Below are 16,444 nucleotides of genomic sequence, written 5' to 3'. Positions count from 1 at the left end.
AACTGGGAGGACTAACCATGAAGAAACTTCTTTTCGCAACGACCGCACTCGCCATGGCGATTTCGGGTTCGGCTCCGGCTTTCGCCGAATTCAATAGCCGCAACATCCGCGTCTCGAACGGCATCAATGCCGATCACCCGGTCGGCAACGGCATCAAGGCGATGCAGGAATGCCTTGACCAGAAGTCGGGCGGCAAGCTGAAGCTCACCGCGTTTTGGGGCGGCGCGCTTGGCGGTGACCTTCAGGCAACTCAGGCGCTGCGTTCAGGCGTCCAGGAAGCCGTCGTCACCTCGTCCTCGCCGCTCGTCGGCATCATCCCGGCGCTCGGCGTGTTCGACCTGCCGTTCCTGTTTGCGAGCCCTGCAGAAGCCTACAAGGTTCTCGACGGCAAGTTCGGCGACTCGATGAACCAGAAGCTCGACGCAGCTGGCCTCGTCAACCTCGCCTACTGGGAAAACGGTTTCCGCAACCTGTCTAACTCGCAGCATCCGGTAACCAAGTGGGAAGACTTCTCGGGCCTCAAGGTCCGCGTCATGCAGAACAACATCTTCCTCGACACGTTCCAGAACCTCGGCGCCAACGCCACTCCGATGGCCTTCGGTGAAGTCTATTCGGCGCTGGAAACCAAGGCGATCGACGCGCAGGAAAACCCCTATGTGACGATCGACACATCGAAGTTCTTCGAAGTGCAGAAATACATCACCGAGACGAACCACGCCTACACGCCGTTCCTCTTCCTCTTCTCCAAGGCGATTTTCAACACCTACACGCCGGAAGAACAGGCAGCGCTGCGCGAATGTGCGGTCGTCGGCCGTGATGTCGAGCGTCAGGTCATTGCCGACCTGAACAAGAAGTCGCTGGAAAAGATCAAGGCCGCAGGTCTCGAAGTGAACCAGCTTTCGCCGGAAGAGCAGACCCGCATCCGCGAAAAGTCCATGATCGTTTATGAAAAGCACAAGGCTCAGATTGGCGCCGACGTTGTCGACGGCATTCTCGCCGAGCTGAAAACCATCCGCGGCAACTGATCCGGATACACTCCCCGGAAAAGATGTCGTGAGTGAAGCCCGCACCCCGCCGGTGCGGGCTTCTTTTTATTCGGGCACAGCCGGAAGCACGCTATCCCGCTTCTTCAGCATCTGTTCGCGGATGAAGATGAACAGGCCGGAAGCGACGATGAGGGCTGCACCGACAAGCATGGTCAACCGCGGCACGTCGCCGAAGAACAGGAAGCCGAAGATCACCGCCCAGAGAAGAAGCGTATATTGAAGTGGCGCGACCGTTGCCGCATCCGAGATTTTCAGCGCCCGATTGACTAGCATATGCGCCGCCATCGCTACGATGCCGAGCAGGCCTAAAAGGCCGAGATCGAAGCCGGACTGGATCGGCGACCAGTCGAAGGGGGCAAACGCCAGCCCCGCGAGCCCCGCCCCCATCACCTGAAAGAAGACCAGCGTTGTGTCCGGCGTTCCGCGCAGAAAGCGTCCGGAAATCATCATGAAAGCGAAGGCGGCACTGCCGATGATCGAGATTACCGCAGGCGCGGTGAACATCGCAGCAGACGGTTCCAGCGTGATGATGACCCCGACAAAACCGATGGCGATCGCCGTCCAGCGCCGCCATCCGACATGATCGCCCAGAAGAAGCGGCGAAAGCGCCGCGACATAGATCGGCGCCGCCAGCCAATAGGTCATCACATCGGCAAGCGGCAGATACATGACGGCGTAATAGAAGCAGAACACTTCCGCCGTCGAGCAGACCACACGGGCAAGCTGCATCCACGGCCGCTCGGCCTTTTTCAGCGCCGGCAATCCCGCCACCCAGACCATCGGCACAAGGATGACGAGTGCGGCAAGACTTCGAAGAAGTACGACCTGCCCGAGCCCGTAGCTGGCAACCAGCCATTTGCCCATTGTGTCATTCAGCGCGAACATCAGCATGCCGAGCAGCATGATCGCAGGACCGGCCACCGATGCGCCGCGCAAGGCTGCCGTCGAGGAGATTTGCATGGCTGGTCTCCTCAGATGGACGAAGCGTCGGAGAACTGGCGGCTAACGGTGAAGGCCTTGTCGAGTTCCGGGTTGAGCTCCATACCAAGACCCGGACCGGGCGGCACAGTGATCATGCCGTTATTCACCTCAGGCAACGCCGTCACCAGATCGCGATACCAAGTATTGTAGAAGACGCGCACGCTTTCCTGCACCAGTGCATTCGGCGCGTTGAGCGACAGATGCGTCGAGGCGCAGAGCACGACTGGGCCGGTGCAATCATGCGGGGCGACCGGCAGATGCCAGGCTTCCGCCATCGAGGCGATCTTGCGCGATTCCGAAAGCCCGCCACACCAGGAAATATCGAGCATGACGATGCCGGCAGCCCCGGTTTCCAGATAATCGCGAAAGCCCCAGCGCGTGGCGAGCGTCTCGGACGCCGAGATCGGCGCGGGCGAGACTTCAGCATAGCGTTTCAGGCTGGACAGGCTGTCCATCTTGATCGGGTCTTCGTGCCAGAACGTGTTGTAGGGCTTCAAAGCCTTGGCGATCTGCATCGCCGGCAACAGCTGCCACATCGAATGGAACTCGACCATGATATCGATTTTGTCGCCAACGGCCTTGCGGATCTTCTCGAAGGGTTCGAGCGCCGCCTTCAGATCGGCAGACGAGATATACTGACCCTTGGTCTTTTCCGCCGCTTGGTCGAATGGCCAGATCTTCATCGCCGTGATGCCTTCGGAAAGCAGCGATTCCGCCAGTTCGTCGGCGCGGTGCAGGAAGCCGTTCAGGTCGTCATAGTCCTTGCCGGTCGAAAGCCCGTAATTGGCCGTCGTCTGCCCCGTCGCCTTCTTGATATATTCGGTGCCCGCGCAGGTATTGTAGGTGCGGATTTCCTTGCGCGAAAAACCGCCGAGCAGCTGCGCGATCGGCTGGCCGGTCACTTTGCCGAAAATGTCCCACAGCGCGATGTCGAAGGCGGAATTGCCGCGCACTTCGGCACCCGACGAACGGAAGCCGACATAACCGACCAGTTCCTGCGCCAGAAGATCGATCGCCAGCGGATCGCGGCCGATGACACGCGGGGCGACATATTCGTGGATATAGCTCTCCACCGTTTCGGCCCCGAAAAAGGTCTCCCCCAATCCGGTAATGCCCTCATCGGTGTGAACCAGAACCCAGAGCAGGTTGCTCCGCTCGGCGACACGCACCGTCTCCAGCTTGGTGATCTTCATGTTTCCTCCCAGAATTTCCCAAGAGCCTGTAATCTTAAGGGAATTGCGCCGGGATCGAAAGCCGTTTGTGGCCTCTAAAGTACGCTACGCTAATAAAATTACCGCGTATTTCACGCCTCCGCTGCTCCGCTTTCAAACTCCACTACCGCTTTCGTAAAATTACCGCGCAAATCCTTTGACATGAGGCGAGAAGGGCTCTTTCATGGGCAACAACAAACGTCGCCATGCTCCGAGGAAAGGGCTGGACGACACATAAAGCAAGAAAGAGGAACATCATGAACGTCGCTTCCCGTCCGAACGACATCCAGGCCGTCATCGAGGCCGATCGCGCCCATGTCTGGCATCATCTCTCGCAGCACAAGCAATATGAGAGCGTCGATCCGAAAATCTATGTCGAGGGCAAGGGTACGCGCGTGTGGGATGCGACCGGCAAGGAATATCTCGATGCCGTGGCCGGTGCGGTGTGGACCGTCAATGTCGGTTACGGCCGCACGACGATTGCAGACGCGGTGCGCGACCAGCTGGTAAAACTCAACTATTTCGCCGGAGCCGCCGGCAACGTCCCGGCAGCGCTGTTTGCCGAAAAACTGATCGAAAAGATGCCGGGCATGACCCGCGTCTATTATTCGAATTCCGGTTCGGAAGCGAACGAGAAGGTGTTCAAGATGGTGCGCCAGATCGCGCATCGCAAACACAATGGCGGCAAGTACAAGATCCTCTACCGCGACCGCGATTATCACGGCACGACGCTCGGCACGCTGGCCGCCGCCGGCCAGAAGGAGCGCCGCGAGCAATACGGCCCGATGCCGGAAGGTTTTGTCGAGGTGCCACACTGCCTCGAATATCGCAGCCAGTGGGGTGACGTGGACGATTACGGCATCCGCGCCGCCAACGCGATCGAAGAAGTCATCCTGCGCGAAGGCCCGGAAACCGTTGGTCTTCTGTGCCTAGAACCGGTCACTGCCGGCGGCGGCGTCATCACCCCGCCGAAGGGCTATTGGGAACGCGTGCAGGAAATCTGCCGCAAATACGATGTCCTGCTGCATATCGACGAAGTCGTCTGCGGCATGGGCCGAACCGGCAAATGGTTCGGTTACCAGCACTACGGTATCGAGCCCGATTTCGTCACCATGGCGAAGGGCGTCGCCTCCGGTTATGCGGCAATCTCCTGCACGGTAACGACCGAAAAGGTCTTCGAACTGTTCAAGGACGATCCGACCGACCCCATGTCCTATTTCCGCGACATTTCCACCTTCGGCGGCTGCACGTCCGGACCTGCGGCAGCGCTCGAAAACATGCGGATCATCGAGGACGAAGGCCTGCTCGAAAACACTCTGAAAATGGGCGAGCGGCTGATGAACAACCTGCGCGAATTGCAGAGCCGCCATCAGGTAATCGGCGATGTCCGTGGCCTCGGCCTGTTCTGCGGCGCGGAGCTGGTGATGGATCGCGCGACCAAGGAACCGGCACCGGAAAAGATGGTCCAGGCCGTCACCGCCGACTGCCTGGCGCAGGGCGTCATAATCGGCGCCACCAACCGCTCAGTCCCCGGCCTCAACAACACGCTCTGCATGAGCCCGCCGCTGATCATTAATGCCAGCGAAATCGACCAGATCACCGGTGCCATCGACAAGGCCCTGACCAAGGTATTCGGCTGAATGCCACGAAAAGCGGGCCGGAGTTTCGAGACGCGGCCCGCATCATTTCGCACGAGATGAGCGGCAAAGCCGCCGGGGAACTCAATGACCAATCCCGACTTCCGCCCAATCTCGGGCGTTGATCTGCCGCGCTTTGCCGGTATCGCAACCTTCATGCGCCTGCCGCATATTGCATTGGACGACGAACGTTTGAGCAAGGTCGATATCGGCCTGATCGGGGTGCCATGGGATGGCGGCACGACCAACCGCCCCGGACCCCGCCATGCACCGCGCCAGTTGCGCGATCTCTCCAGCATGGTCCGGCACGAGAATGGTGCAACGCGGATCAGGCCTTATGATCTCGCAAACTGCGCCGATCTGGGCGATGTCGGGCCGAACCCGGCCGATGTCGAGGATTCGATGAAGCGCATCACCGCCTTCTACGATCGGGTGAAAGCAGCCGGCATCATGCCGTTGACCGCCGGCGGCGATCATCTTTCGTCATTACCTATCCTGCGCTCGCTTGGTCGCGACAGGCCGCTCGGCATGATCCATTTCGACAGCCACACCGATCTCTTCCACTCCTATTTCGGCGGCTTCAAATATACCCACGGCACGCCCTTCCGCCGGGCCGTCGAGGAAGAATTGCTCGATCCCAAGCGCGTCTGCATGATCGGCATCCGCGGCCCGGCCTATGATTTCGAGGACCGTGACTTCGCCGATGCGGTCGGCATTCGCGTCATCCCGATCGAGGAATTTCATGCCCGCGGTGTCGAGGACGTCATGGTTGAGGCCAGGGAAATTGCCGGTTCGGGCGAGACCTATGTCAGCTATGACATCGATTTCATCGATCCAGCCTTTGCGCCCGGAACCGGCACACCGGAGATCGGCGGCCCGAACAGTTTTCAGGCACTTCAGGTCGTGCGGGCCTTGCGCGGTCTCAATATCGTCGGCGCCGACATGGTGGAGGTCTCGCCGCCATTCGACACGAGCGGCGCAACGGCCTTCCTCGGCATAACCGTGATGTTCGAATTGCTCTGCGTCATGGCCGAAATCATTGGCAAGCGTCGCGGCACCAACTAGCGCCGATCACACCGCATTCGCCATTGCGGCATCGTTGAGAAGCCCGCTGATAGCGGAGATCAACTGTGCCGGCACGAAGGGTTTCTGGATCAGCACGCTGTTTGGTACGCCATGCGACGTCCATTCAGCCGCGCTATCAGCCGTCACATAGACGACGGGAATGTTCGACTGACACTGCCGCGCATGGCGGCCGACCTGCCAGCCGTTCGCACCTTTGCCAAGGCGGATATCGGTGATAACGCCGGAAAACTGGGCAGCATCCGCATCGAGCGCGGCAATTGCCTCTTCTGCGGAAGCGAAGGACGCAACCTCGAAGCCGTTTTCGATCAACAACTCCTCGGCATCGAGCCGCAGAAGATGGTCGTCTTCGACCAGAAGCAATTGAATTGATGCGTCATCCGCCATGGTCCGTCCTATCGGATGCGGCGGTAAGACAAGAAGCCCGCATCCCAGTTTCAGGCTCCGACTTCACCGTCGTCACCATCCCGTCCGGCCGCCTAACGCGATCAAGGGCAAGTAGTTCCCCATTCTGATACAATCTTCGAAAATGCTAAGCCACCGTGATATCCTTGCATCATCGGTCGCTTCAGATCGAGACGCTGCAGGCCTGAGGGGGCCGCCTGCAGCGCCTCAACACGGCACGCGTGCAGTCGCCTATTGCAGCGCGACGGCACGGTCCGGACGGGAGAAATAACGACGCCAGGCGCTGGGCGTGGTGCCGGTGACGCGCCGGAATACGCGGGATAGATGAGACTGGTCGGCCAGTCCGCAATCGAGGGCGATCTCGCAGAGCGGCGCATTGGTGGTCAACATACGCTGCTTGGCATACTCCACCCGGCAAGACACGACATAGCTGTGCGGAGGAACGCCGAAGGTTGCCTTGAATGCCGCGGAAAAATAACTTGTGCTGAGACGAACCTGCTGCGCCAGTTCATCGAGCGGAATGCCATGTCCGATACGCGCTTCGATATATAGCTTCACCTTCTTGACCTGCCAGGGAGCAAGGCCACCGGTCGTGCCCTGCTTTTCAGGCCTGACAGATGCAACCGACTCCACAAGCCGCAATTGAGCAGGCTGGCGTTCGGTGATTTTGGCGTCGATGGAAAAGGGATTTTCTGGATATAGGCCTGTGAGATCGGCATAGATGGTGCTCATATCGAGCGGGTTGATCTGACGGGCGACAACAGCTGCGGTGGCGGACATCTGCGCTCTCCTGTGGGTCTGTTGAATTTTCACCAGTCCATATTGAGATGACCGCCGCCAATCGGATATTCTACAGTCAGTCAGTTTTCGCACACATGGGTTTTAGTCTCATATACTCGGGTATGATTGCCCTTGGCGGAAGCTGCCGCGTAGGGTCGGTTAGAGCTTGAATCACGGCAATTTCAATGAATTGAGGATATGACGGAAAGCCCAATCATTCTGGTTGTCGATGACGAGCCGCTGATCCGGCAGGCACTCGACACTCTGCTTCGCTCCGTCGGTTACCGCGTGCGGACATTTGCGACCGCGCTCGACCTCTATGAGGATGATTGCCTTCCCGAGGCCAGCTGCCTGATCCTCGATATCCGGCTTCCCTTCACCAGCGGACTGGATTTCCAGCAGAAACTCACCGATCGCGGCATCGTCGTTCCGATCATATTCGTTACCGCCCATGGCGATATCCCGATGACGGTGCGCGCCATGAAGGCTGGAGCCGCAGACTTTCTTTCCAAGCCGTTCCGGGATCAGGACATTCTCGATTCCGTCGCCTCGGCCGTGTTGAAGCATCAGGAATTCCTGGGCTCCAGCAAAACCGAGGCTGACCTGAAATCCCGCTATACCCAGCTTTCTCCGCGCGAACAGCAGATCATGGCCATGGCAACGGCCGGTCTGATGAATAAGCAGATCGCCGGCGAACTGGGCCTAAGCGAGATCACCGTGAAAATCCATCGCGGCAAGGTAAGTCGCAAGATGAGCGCGAAAACCTTCGCTGATCTTGTGAAGATGGCAGAGTTGCTCGGCCTGTCGCACCGTTAAGCATTTGGCGCAAAAGTGCGAAGCGATTTTGCGTCAAAGAAATGCGATGAAGCAAACATCAAAGCGTTTGGAACATACCCGAAAGATCGCGGCACGCTTTGGAATGAGCCGAATAAACCCCCGTATAATTTAAACCTTTGGCTCAGAGGCGCATATTACAGGGAAAGAGAAAGACCGGGTTTCCCGGAGATTGGTTCATACCCGTTGAAAGCGCCTGTCATCATTGCCATCATCGACGACGAAGAGAACATCCGTCGCGGGATGAGCGGCCTTTTGCGATCACTCGGTTACGAAGCGCGCAGCTTTGAATCCGCAGAAGCGTTCCTCGCCACCACCGCAGCAGCCGACTGTTCGTGCATCGTCTCCGATGTGCATATGGATGGCATGAGCGGCATCGACCTCTTCCAGACGCTTTCAGCGCGCGGAAGCGAGGTTCCGTTCATTTTCGTCACCGCCTTTGCCGAAGAGGTCGGGCGGCTTAGTCTGGGCAAGGACACTTGCGTCCTCCCAAAACCTTTCAAGGTCGATATTCTCATCGACTGCATCGAAAAGGCAACGCAGCCGGCAACCTGAACACTCAAGGAAGCAGCGCATGTGCACGCATCATAACTTCATCAGAAAAGTGACCCCGAAGACCCGCGGTTGCGAGGAATGTCTGGAGCTTGGCATGACCTGGGTTCATCTTAGGGTATGCCGCGAATGCGGTCATGTGGGCTGCTGTGACCAATCGGAAGGCAAGCATGCGACAGCCCATTTCAGGCACACGCGCCACCCGATCATCGAAGGCTACGATCCGCCGGAAGGCTGGGGATGGTGCTATATCGACGAAGAGATCGTCGACTTGCCCGACCAGACACCGCAAGTCGGCCCGATCCCTCATTACGTGTAAAAGTTCAAGAGAAATGGAAACGGTTCAATGAGCCGCTGCGAGGTACTGATGGATCGCGGCGACGACAACCGATCCCTCACCCACGGCTGATGCTACCCGCTTGACGGACCCGGCCCGCACGTCGCCTACGGCAAAGATGCCCGGCTTGCTGGCGGCATAGGGATGCCGTGTCATATCGTCGGAGGAAAGGCCGGTACAGACGAAGCCTTGCCGGTCGAGTTCCAGGCATCCGTCGAGCCAGTCGGTATTGGGGTCCGCCCCGATCATCACGAACAGGTTGGAGGCATTGCAGCGTGACGTCTCCCCGCTCGTGCGATCGATCCAGGTCACGGTTTCCAGCCCGTGTTCTCCGCCAAGCTCGGTAATCTCGCATCCTTCGCAAAGGGTGATATGCGGCGAGCTCTTGATACGCTGGACAAGATAGTCGGACATGGTCGCGGAAATCTTGCTGCGCACCAGCATATGCACGTGACGCGCGGTCCGGGAAAGAAACACCGCTGCCTGCCCTGCCGAATTGCCGCCACCGACAATGACGACTTCCTGACCCGAACAGATCTGGCCTTCCATCGCGGTTGCCGCATACTGGATGCCGCGACCTTCAAACCTTGCATAATCGGGAATATCGAGCTTGCGATAACGCGCGCCGGTCGCAACCACGACAGTCTTCGTGCTGACCGAACGGCCATCGCTCAGGCCCACCGCATAAGGCGAGTTTGAGCAATCGAGGGATGCGGCACTTCGTGACACGCAAAGCCGTGCGCCAAATTTCTGTGCCTGGATATGGGCGCGCCCCGCAAGCGCCAGCCCGGAAATACCGGTCGGGAACCCGAGATAATTCTCGATCTTCGACGACGTGCCGGCCTGGCCGCCCGGCGCCATGGTTTCGATGACGAGTGTCTTCAGCCCTTCCGAGGCGGCATAGACCGCCGATGCAAGCCCGGCCGGTCCCGCGCCAAGCACCACGACGTCATAAAGCGCATCGTCTTCCGGCGGTTCGAAAAGCCCCAGTTCGTCGGCCAGTATCTCATTCGTCGGCTGCTTGAGAACGCCGTGATCCGGCGTAATCAGGGCCGGAAGATCATCCGTACCGATCCCGAACCTCTGCATCACGGCAGGTGCGTCCGTATCGTTCACGCCCATGATCGTGACGGGATAGAGATTGCGGATGAGAAACCGCTGGATACCCAACAGGTCGCCGCTTTCCCTATGGCCGATGAGAATGCCGCCACCGGTCGCGTGGCGCACGAAGCCGGCGCGGCGAAGGATGTAAGAGCGGATGATCGTCTCGCCGATATCCGGCTCTCCGGTAATCAGCGCACGGAACTTCTCGTGGCAGACCCGAATGACCCGCGAACCGGCAAGGCAGAGGCCGGACAGCAGAATGCTGCGATGGGTGAACATGTTCTGCTCACCGCTGAATTGGCCCCGTTTATAACTGTAGAGATGATGCCGTCCCTGGATGGGATCGTCGGCGAACATCTGCAGCTCGCCGTCCAGAACCAGAAGAAAATCGATCGAATGATCGCCTCGACGGAACACAAAGGTGTCCTCCTCGATCTGCTCCTCCGTCCCGTATGGGCGGATGCGTTCGATCATCTCGTCTGTCAGTGCGGGAAAGGTCTGGGCCGGGCGTATCCACGGATCGGTGGGATCGACAGGAAGATCAGGCATGCAAAGCTCCCGTCACGACATCACCGATAATCGCGGATTTTATCAACGAAAAGCCGGCATCCGCAATACGGATGCCGGCGAAGGGCATATTACTTGTTGGTATCGCGCAGGATCTCGAACAGGAACCAGGCACGCTTTTCAGACTCGTCGATCCAGTTTTCGAGCAGGCTGGCTGTGCCGACATCGTTATGCTCGTCGCAGACATCATGCAGTTCGCGCATGCTGGCGATGAGGGAAGCATTGTCTTCACGCAATTCCGCCAGCATTTCATGCGGATGGACGAAGTCGGCGTCGTTATCCTCGATGCGCTGCTTGCGGGAAATGTCCCCGATCGAGCGCAGCGTGTTGCCGCCGATCTTCCGGACGCGCTCGGCCAGCGGGTCGGTCATCGCCAGCAGCTCGTCGCCGTGATCGTCCAGCATCAGATGGAAATCGCGGAAATGCACACCGGACATATGCCAGTGGAAATTCTTGGTCTTGAGATAAAGCGCAAAGACATCGGCGAGCAGCGCATTGGCGCCGCCGGAAATGTCCTTGGTTGCCTCGGCGCCAAGACCTGTCGGGGTCTTGAGATCTGCCGAGCGGCGAGATTTGGCGGTCTGTTCCATGATCATATCCTTCATTGAGATTTGAATTACGCGGTTCTGAACGACGCCGGCGGATCGCTTGCGGGAAACGTCTCGCGCAACGCCTCGTCGACATCCTCATCGGTCTCGACATGGGCCGCGGGCGCTCTCGCAACGACGAGATCGAGCGGTTCGGGCAGGCTTTCGAGACCGTCACGTAGAACGTCTTCCGCGTCTTGACGCTTGTTCGTCATGTCATGCCTCCAATTTTGCTGCGAACACCCACGCCGCCACTCTGACAAATGAGGTTACGATGTTTGTGTTCCACGGGTGAGACAATATCGCCCTGCCCTGCGTGCGACTTGGACAAATCCATCTGCGCGAGCAGTGCAGCCTGCATTTCGACAGCAACCCAAACGAGCCGGTTGCGTAATTTTGGACAATTCAGGATTATTTCAGAGAAGCATATCACGCAATTCTCCGATAGTCTGTCGCAAGAATGGGGCAACAGCGATCCGGCATGAATTGTCGATCAAGGGGACTGGTCTTGCAGGGCGACATGACGAATTGGATGCGGCGATCCGGGAACCGGCCGGGTATAGCAGCCAGCAACAGATATCGCGTAGCTTTCGGTATTGCTTCCGGGCTCGCCATCTTCGCCATAGACACGTTCACGACGCTGGCAAGCGCGGTTGCCGTGCTCTACGTGCTTGTTATCGTGCTGGCGGGTGACCTTGGCAGCAAAAAAGCCATTCGCAGGACTTCCGCAATCTGCGCAATTCTCACCCTCATCAGCTTCGCAACTTCACATGCGCATAATCTGGAATCCCAGGCGACATTGCGGCTTCTCTTCAGCCTCGCCGCGAACATCGTGACGACGCTTCTCCTTCTGCGCCGCGTTGGAGACGAGGCAGCCCTTAAGGAAAGCGAGCACCGCTACCGGACGATTTTCGAGACGCTGGCCGTTGCAATCTGGGAGAACGATTTCCGCTTCGTGAAGGCCGAACTCGACAAGCTGCGCCAACGTGGCATCGTCGATATACGACCGTATCTTGCAGACAATCACGATTTTGTCGTCAGAATGCGCAGGGCCGTTCGGATCACCGACGTCAACCAGACCGCGCTGAAGCTGATGGGCGTTCCGTCCAAGGATGAGTTCTTCCGCACGCTCGACGATTTTCTTCCTGACAACGATGGCGGTTTCGCCCATTTCCTCGCTGGCATTTTCGAAGGCCAGACCGAGTTTCAGTCGGAAACCACCGTGCGCAGCCGGGATGGCAGACTGATCCCGATCCTTGTTGCATTGAGCTTTCCGAAAGATGGCTCCGGCCTCGACCGCATACAGGCCAGCATCATCGACATGACCGAGCGGCACCAGTTCCAGGAAGCGCTGGAAACGTCGCGGCAGGAACTGGAACAGGCGTCTCGCGCCGCGATGATCGGCGAAATCTCGGCCTCGATTGCCCATGAAGTCAACCAGCCGCTTTCGGCGATCATGACTTTCGTGCAGGCCGGCACACGCTGGCTGAATCGGCAACCACCGGATATCGATGAGGCGAAGCTCGCCCTGCAGGATGCCGTTGCAGCGACTGAACATGCAGCGCAGGTCGTCAAGCGCGTGCGGATGCTGCTCGGCAAGTCGAAATCAGAAAATGCGGAAGTCACGGTCGATGCCGCAATCGCCGATGCGGTGCAGCTGAAGCAGAAGGAACTTGTAGCCGACGGCGTGCAGGTAAACCTGTCGCTGATGGCCCAAGGGGGGACGGTTCGTGGGGATCGGGTTTTGCTGCAGCAGGTTTTCCTCAACATCATATCCAACGCCATGCATGCGATGGAGACGGCGGACACGCGCGCACTCACGATCCAGAGCAGTCTCACCGACGAAGGTATCGCAATCCGCTTTACCGACAGTGGTGCTGGGCTGGGTTCGATGGCGCCGGAAACCCTATTCAAGCCGTTCAACACGACCAAGCCGAATGGCATGGGCCTCGGTCTTGCCATGTGCCGCTCGATCATGATGGCGCATAGCGGCACGATCTCGATCCGCGACCGGATGGACGGACAAGGCGCGGTCGTCGAGGTCAGGCTGCCGCTCGCGGTGGATGAGGAAGAAGCGGTGACGCTGACCGCCTGACAAAAATGCTAGACGTTCGAAGGCGGCAGCTTTGCCACGGCCGCTTTCAACGCCACGCCGCTGACGCGGGTCTTCATCATATCCTTGACCAGCGCGGCAATGACCTCGGCAGCCTCACGGATCGGCAGACCACCATCGCGGATATTGGAGACGCAGTTGCGGCCGGAATCCGGGTTCCCCGACTTCGGACCATAAGTAATGTAGGCTCCGAGACTGTCTGCGGCGGAAAGGCCCGGACGTTCCCCGACAAGCACGATCGTCAGTTTTACGCCAAGCGCTTCACCTGCGGGATCACCGAGCGCCACCCTTGCCTGATTGGCCATCACGATCGGCGCGGCCGAAAGGTTGAGCGTGGTGAGTTTCGGAGAGAGCGCCTCGATCAGCGGCACGGCATTGAGATCGACCGCACTGGACGACAAACCGTCCGCGACGACAATCGCCACGTCGTAGCCCTTGCCCGTCCCCGCCTGTTTCAGTCGCTCAGTCGATTCCGGCGCGAGCAACCGGCCAAGATCCGGTCGCCGAACATAGATGCTGCGATCAGGAGCCATGCTGTCGACCCCGATCACAGACAAGCCGATGCGGTTCAGCCGGTCGGTGAGCGAGGCTCGGTCGACACTCGTCCACACCGCTTCGCGTGCTCGCGCATGATCGAGCAGAAAGGAAAGCTGCGCCTGCGTCGGAAGACCCGCACCATGGCGGCCGAGCGAAACGCGCGCATCGGTCATCTCCCTGAGATCCAGTGTCTTTTCGGCAGCGGATGGTTCGATCACCTTTGCCATGTCAGGCTCCGATCAATGCGCTGCTGCGGACATAGTTGGAAAGTGCTGCCGGCTCGCCGATCAATGCACCATCACGATCCGTCAGCCCGATCTCGGAAAGCCACTGTTCGAACTCAGGTGCAGGCGGCCGCTTCAGCGTCTCGCGGCAATAGACGGCGTCGTGATGCGACAGCGACTGATAGTTCAGCATGATGTCGTCGGCACCCGGAACAGTGATGACGAAATTGACATTGGCCGCGCAGAGAAGCGTCAGCAGCGTATCCATGTCTTCCTGATCGGCATCGGCATGGTTGGTGTAGCAGACGTCGACGCCCATCGGCAGACCCAGGAGCTTGCCGCAGAAATGATCCTCGATGCCGGCGCGGATGATCTGCTTGCCGTTGAACAGGTATTCCGGCCCGATGAAGCCGACGACGGTGTTGACGAGCAGCGGATCGAATTCGCGCGCGACCGCATAGGCGCGCACCTCCATCGTCTGCTGGTCGACGCCGAAATGCGCGTCCGCCGAGAGGGCGGCGCCCTGCCCCGTCTCGAAATACATCACGTTGGCGCCCGGCATGCCGCGGTTCAGCGACCGTCCAGCCTCATGCGCTTCCTTCAGCAGCGCCAGATCGACGCCGAAGCCGCGATTGGCCTTTTCCGATCCGGCCACCGACTGGAAAACAAGATCGACCGGCGCGCCGCGTTCGATCGCATGGATCGCAGTCGTCACATGACCGAGACAGCAAGTCTGGGTCGGGATCGCCAGCTTCTCGCGTAACTCGTCGAGCAACGAGACGATACGGATATAGTCCTCGGTACTGTCGGTCGCCGGATTGACGCCGATCACGGCATCGCCCGATCCCATCAGCAGCCCGTCGATGGCGGATGCGATGATGCCGCGGCTGTCGTCGGTCGGATGGTTGGGCTGGTTGCGGGTGGAAAGCCGCCCCGCAAGCCCGATCGTGTTGCGGAAACGGGTGACGACGCGGCGCTTGGCGGAAACGGCAATCATGTCCTGCAGCCGCATGATCTTCGATACGGCTGCCACCATTTCGGGCGTCAGTCCCCAGGTGACGGCTTCGAGCCGATCATGCGTCGTCTCGGGCTTGAGCAGCCATTCGCGGAATTCTCCGACGGTAAGAGAGGAGACTGCAGAAAAGGCCGCCGGATCGTGCCGCTCCGCGATCAACCGGGAAACCTCGTCATCATCCGCTGAAATCAGTTCCTCGCCGAGAAACGCCTTCAACGGCAGATCGGCAAGTGCCATCTGCGCCGCCAGCCGCTCGACCGGACCTTCCGCGGCAATGCCCGCCAGCTGGTCACCGGAACGTTCCGGCGTCGCCTTCGCCAGCAGCGTTTTCAGGTCATCGAAGCGAAAGACAGTCTGCTCGATCGTCGTCTTGTAGGCCATGAAAAATCAACCCATTGAAAAAGCGCGCGCAGTCGGCCTCCCTGGAGAATACCGCTTCCTCCAAAGCACTATCTTCCAACCCGATTAAGCACGACAAACACTTCGCTTTTCAAGGTCAAACTTGATCCATCGCAACGGAGACGTGCTTGACCTGCGAGCGCGGTCCAATATCTACGCCGCATGGAATCTCACGGCGCCCCGAACACATCCCGTTTCGATATCAATTCGCTGCGGGAAACCATCCGCCGCATAGCCAGGGGCCGCGATGCCTGGGCCTTGCGCTGGCAGGCTCTGCTTGCCTTCATCGACATCTGCATACTCGCCTTCTTTCTGCTCGGCCCATACCTGCGTGACGGGCCGTCATATCTGATCATCGACTATATGATCGCCGTCTGGGTCGGTTTCGAGCTGGCAGCCCGTTCGCTTGCCGCCCCATCCTTTGGCCGCTTCCTGAAGATGCCGATGACCTGGGTCGACCTTTTCATCCTCGCGACCTTGCTGTTTCCCGACACGCTCTTCAACTTCGCCTTCCTGCGCGTCATGCGGATCTGGGCGATCGGCAGAAGCCCGCTTCTGAAAGAGGTCATGCGGCGCTTCGGCTGCCTGCATCTGGAAGACGTCACACGCGCCTGCCTGAATTTCATCGTCTTTCTCTTCGTGGTGACGGGCTTCGTCTACACGAGCTTCTTCTATGACCGCCCCGGCGGAGAAGGTTTCGTCGATGCGCTTTATTTCACCGTCGCAACCATCACCACTACCGGCTTCGGCGACATCACGCTTCCCGGCACGCTCGGCAAGCTGACCTCCGTCTTCACCATGATCATCGGCATCTCGCTGTTTGTGCGGCTGGCGCAGGCGATTATCCGGCCGCCCAAGGTGCGCTTCCCCTGCCCCGAATGCGGGCTGCAGCGGCACGATACCGATGCCGTGCATTGCAAGGCCTGTGGTCACCTTCTGAACATTCCCGATGAAGGTGATTGATCGGCATGAAGCGCTTTGATCCGATGGCGTGATGATCATCCTTCCGTGTCGTATATCGACTGGGCCGGG

The 16,444-nt window shown here is 59.2% G+C and carries 17 protein-coding genes; 8 read left to right on the top strand and 9 right to left on the bottom strand.

The window, feature by feature from the left end:
* The first annotated feature begins 17 nt into the window (after window positions 1-17).
* Window positions 18-1,025 carry a TRAP transporter substrate-binding protein gene (locus GGE33_RS00810; protein WP_183820880.1) on the top strand — a complete coding sequence of 336 codons (1,008 nt, stop codon included), beginning with the start codon at window positions 18-20 and terminating at the stop codon, window positions 1,023-1,025.
* Between the two features lie 66 nt (window positions 1,026-1,091).
* Here the strand turns inward: GGE33_RS00810 and GGE33_RS00805 are convergent, their stop codons facing one another.
* Both GGE33_RS00805 and GGE33_RS00800 read right to left on the bottom strand, forming a co-directional pair.
* Complete coding sequence (locus GGE33_RS00805) at window positions 1,092-2,006, bottom strand: DMT family transporter (protein ID WP_246435660.1); 915 nt, start codon at window positions 2,004-2,006, stop codon at window positions 1,092-1,094.
* An 11-nt stretch (window positions 2,007-2,017) separates the two neighbouring features.
* On the bottom strand, window positions 2,018-3,220 hold the full coding sequence (locus tag GGE33_RS00800; protein WP_183820879.1) for a mandelate racemase/muconate lactonizing enzyme family protein: 1,203 nt from the start codon (window positions 3,218-3,220) through the stop codon (window positions 2,018-2,020).
* A gap of 275 nt (window positions 3,221-3,495) precedes the next feature.
* Here GGE33_RS00800 and GGE33_RS00795 point away from each other — a divergent pair, with 275 nt between their 5' ends.
* A complete protein-coding gene (locus tag GGE33_RS00795) occupies window positions 3,496-4,878 on the top strand; it encodes an aminotransferase family protein (protein ID WP_183820878.1) in 1,383 nt (460 codons plus the stop codon).
* Between the two features lie 84 nt (window positions 4,879-4,962).
* Window positions 4,963-5,940 (top strand): agmatinase, encoded by a 978-nt coding sequence (locus GGE33_RS00790; RefSeq protein ID WP_183820877.1) that lies wholly within the window; start codon window positions 4,963-4,965, stop codon window positions 5,938-5,940.
* Window positions 5,941-5,946: 6 nt separating this feature from the next.
* Here the strand turns inward: GGE33_RS00790 and GGE33_RS00785 are convergent, their stop codons facing one another.
* Together GGE33_RS00785 and GGE33_RS00780 are read right to left on the bottom strand one after the other, a co-directional pair.
* Entirely contained in the window at window positions 5,947-6,345 is a 399-nt protein-coding gene (locus GGE33_RS00785; RefSeq protein ID WP_148143032.1) for a response regulator, read from the bottom strand.
* Between the two features lie 249 nt (window positions 6,346-6,594).
* Window positions 6,595-7,143, bottom strand: coding sequence for a helix-turn-helix domain-containing protein (locus GGE33_RS00780; RefSeq protein WP_183820876.1), 549 nt, complete (start codon window positions 7,141-7,143; stop codon window positions 6,595-6,597).
* A gap of 198 nt (window positions 7,144-7,341) precedes the next feature.
* Here GGE33_RS00780 and GGE33_RS00775 point away from each other — a divergent pair, with 198 nt between their 5' ends.
* From GGE33_RS00775 to GGE33_RS00765, 3 genes are read left to right on the top strand one after another with little or no spacing between them, the layout of a single operon-like run.
* Complete coding sequence (locus GGE33_RS00775) at window positions 7,342-7,959, top strand: response regulator transcription factor (RefSeq protein ID WP_148143030.1); 618 nt, start codon at window positions 7,342-7,344, stop codon at window positions 7,957-7,959.
* 15 nt (window positions 7,960-7,974) lie between these two features.
* On the top strand, window positions 7,975-8,532 hold the full coding sequence (locus GGE33_RS27435; RefSeq protein ID WP_183820875.1) for a response regulator: 558 nt from the start codon (window positions 7,975-7,977) through the stop codon (window positions 8,530-8,532).
* 19 nt (window positions 8,533-8,551) lie between these two features.
* A complete protein-coding gene (locus tag GGE33_RS00765) occupies window positions 8,552-8,848 on the top strand; it encodes a UBP-type zinc finger domain-containing protein (protein ID WP_183820874.1) in 297 nt (98 codons plus the stop codon).
* Between the two features lie 24 nt (window positions 8,849-8,872).
* Here GGE33_RS00765 and GGE33_RS00760 read toward each other — a convergent pair whose 3' ends face one another.
* From GGE33_RS00760 to GGE33_RS00750, 3 genes are all read right to left on the bottom strand, one after another.
* Window positions 8,873-10,519, bottom strand: coding sequence for an FAD-dependent oxidoreductase (locus tag GGE33_RS00760; RefSeq protein ID WP_183820873.1), 1,647 nt, complete (start codon window positions 10,517-10,519; stop codon window positions 8,873-8,875).
* 89 nt (window positions 10,520-10,608) lie between these two features.
* Complete coding sequence (locus GGE33_RS00755) at window positions 10,609-11,127, bottom strand: Dps family protein (RefSeq protein ID WP_183820872.1); 519 nt, start codon at window positions 11,125-11,127, stop codon at window positions 10,609-10,611.
* 26 nt (window positions 11,128-11,153) lie between these two features.
* Window positions 11,154-11,339 (bottom strand): hypothetical protein, encoded by a 186-nt coding sequence (locus GGE33_RS00750; protein ID WP_148143025.1) that lies wholly within the window; start codon window positions 11,337-11,339, stop codon window positions 11,154-11,156.
* Window positions 11,340-11,644: 305 nt separating this feature from the next.
* On the opposite strand from GGE33_RS00750, the gene GGE33_RS00745 reads away from it, so the two are divergent.
* Window positions 11,645-13,219 (top strand): sensor histidine kinase, encoded by a 1,575-nt coding sequence (locus GGE33_RS00745; RefSeq protein WP_183820871.1) that lies wholly within the window; start codon window positions 11,645-11,647, stop codon window positions 13,217-13,219.
* 8 nt (window positions 13,220-13,227) lie between these two features.
* Here GGE33_RS00745 and eutC read toward each other — a convergent pair whose 3' ends face one another.
* Both eutC and GGE33_RS00735 read right to left on the bottom strand, forming a co-directional pair.
* Entirely contained in the window at window positions 13,228-14,001 is a 774-nt protein-coding gene (gene eutC / locus GGE33_RS00740; RefSeq protein ID WP_183820870.1) for an ethanolamine ammonia-lyase subunit EutC, read from the bottom strand.
* A 1-nt stretch (window position 14,002) separates the two neighbouring features.
* Window positions 14,003-15,394: an ethanolamine ammonia-lyase subunit EutB gene (locus tag GGE33_RS00735; RefSeq protein WP_183820869.1), complete on the bottom strand. Its 1,392-nt coding sequence runs from the start codon at window positions 15,392-15,394 to the stop codon at window positions 14,003-14,005.
* Between the two features lie 180 nt (window positions 15,395-15,574).
* Between GGE33_RS00735 and GGE33_RS00730 the strand changes: the two genes are divergently transcribed.
* A complete protein-coding gene (locus GGE33_RS00730; RefSeq protein WP_183820868.1) occupies window positions 15,575-16,375 on the top strand; it encodes a potassium channel family protein in 801 nt (266 codons plus the stop codon).
* Window positions 16,376-16,444: the final 69 nt, after the last annotated feature.

Origin of the sequence: Aliirhizobium cellulosilyticum (assembly GCF_014198105.1) — a bacterium.
In the GTDB taxonomy this organism is placed as follows: Bacteria; Pseudomonadota; Alphaproteobacteria; order Rhizobiales; family Rhizobiaceae; genus Neorhizobium; species Neorhizobium cellulosilyticum.
This window is presented reverse-complemented; position numbering and strand designations above follow the sequence as displayed.

Bases quoted from the DNA above. Each gene is read 5' to 3' on its own strand.
- GGE33_RS00735 (WP_183820869.1), bottom strand. From the start codon at position 15,394: ATGGCCTACAAGACGACGATCGAGCAGACTGTCTTTCGCTTCGATGAC.
- GGE33_RS00760 (WP_183820873.1), bottom strand. From the start codon at position 10,519: ATGCCTGATCTTCCTGTCGATCCCACCGATCCGTGGATACGCCCGGCC.
- GGE33_RS00745 (WP_183820871.1), top strand. From the start codon at position 11,645: ATGACGAATTGGATGCGGCGATCCGGGAACCGGCCGGGTATAGCAGCC.
- GGE33_RS00780 (WP_183820876.1), bottom strand. From the start codon at position 7,143: ATGTCCGCCACCGCAGCTGTTGTCGCCCGTCAGATCAACCCGCTCGAT.
- GGE33_RS00795 (WP_183820878.1), top strand. From the start codon at position 3,496: ATGAACGTCGCTTCCCGTCCGAACGACATCCAGGCCGTCATCGAGGCC.
- GGE33_RS00750 (WP_148143025.1), bottom strand. From the start codon at position 11,339: ATGACGAACAAGCGTCAAGACGCGGAAGACGTTCTACGTGACGGTCTC.
- GGE33_RS00810 (WP_183820880.1), top strand. From the start codon at position 18: ATGAAGAAACTTCTTTTCGCAACGACCGCACTCGCCATGGCGATTTCG.
- GGE33_RS00775 (WP_148143030.1), top strand. From the start codon at position 7,342: ATGACGGAAAGCCCAATCATTCTGGTTGTCGATGACGAGCCGCTGATC.
- GGE33_RS00800 (WP_183820879.1), bottom strand. From the start codon at position 3,220: ATGAAGATCACCAAGCTGGAGACGGTGCGTGTCGCCGAGCGGAGCAAC.
- GGE33_RS00765 (WP_183820874.1), top strand. From the start codon at position 8,552: ATGTGCACGCATCATAACTTCATCAGAAAAGTGACCCCGAAGACCCGC.
- GGE33_RS00790 (WP_183820877.1), top strand. From the start codon at position 4,963: ATGACCAATCCCGACTTCCGCCCAATCTCGGGCGTTGATCTGCCGCGC.
- eutC (WP_183820870.1), bottom strand. From the start codon at position 14,001: ATGGCAAAGGTGATCGAACCATCCGCTGCCGAAAAGACACTGGATCTC.
- GGE33_RS00730 (WP_183820868.1), top strand. From the start codon at position 15,575: ATGGAATCTCACGGCGCCCCGAACACATCCCGTTTCGATATCAATTCG.
- GGE33_RS00755 (WP_183820872.1), bottom strand. From the start codon at position 11,127: ATGGAACAGACCGCCAAATCTCGCCGCTCGGCAGATCTCAAGACCCCG.
- GGE33_RS00805 (WP_246435660.1), bottom strand. From the start codon at position 2,006: ATGCAAATCTCCTCGACGGCAGCCTTGCGCGGCGCATCGGTGGCCGGT.
- GGE33_RS00785 (WP_148143032.1), bottom strand. From the start codon at position 6,345: ATGGCGGATGACGCATCAATTCAATTGCTTCTGGTCGAAGACGACCAT.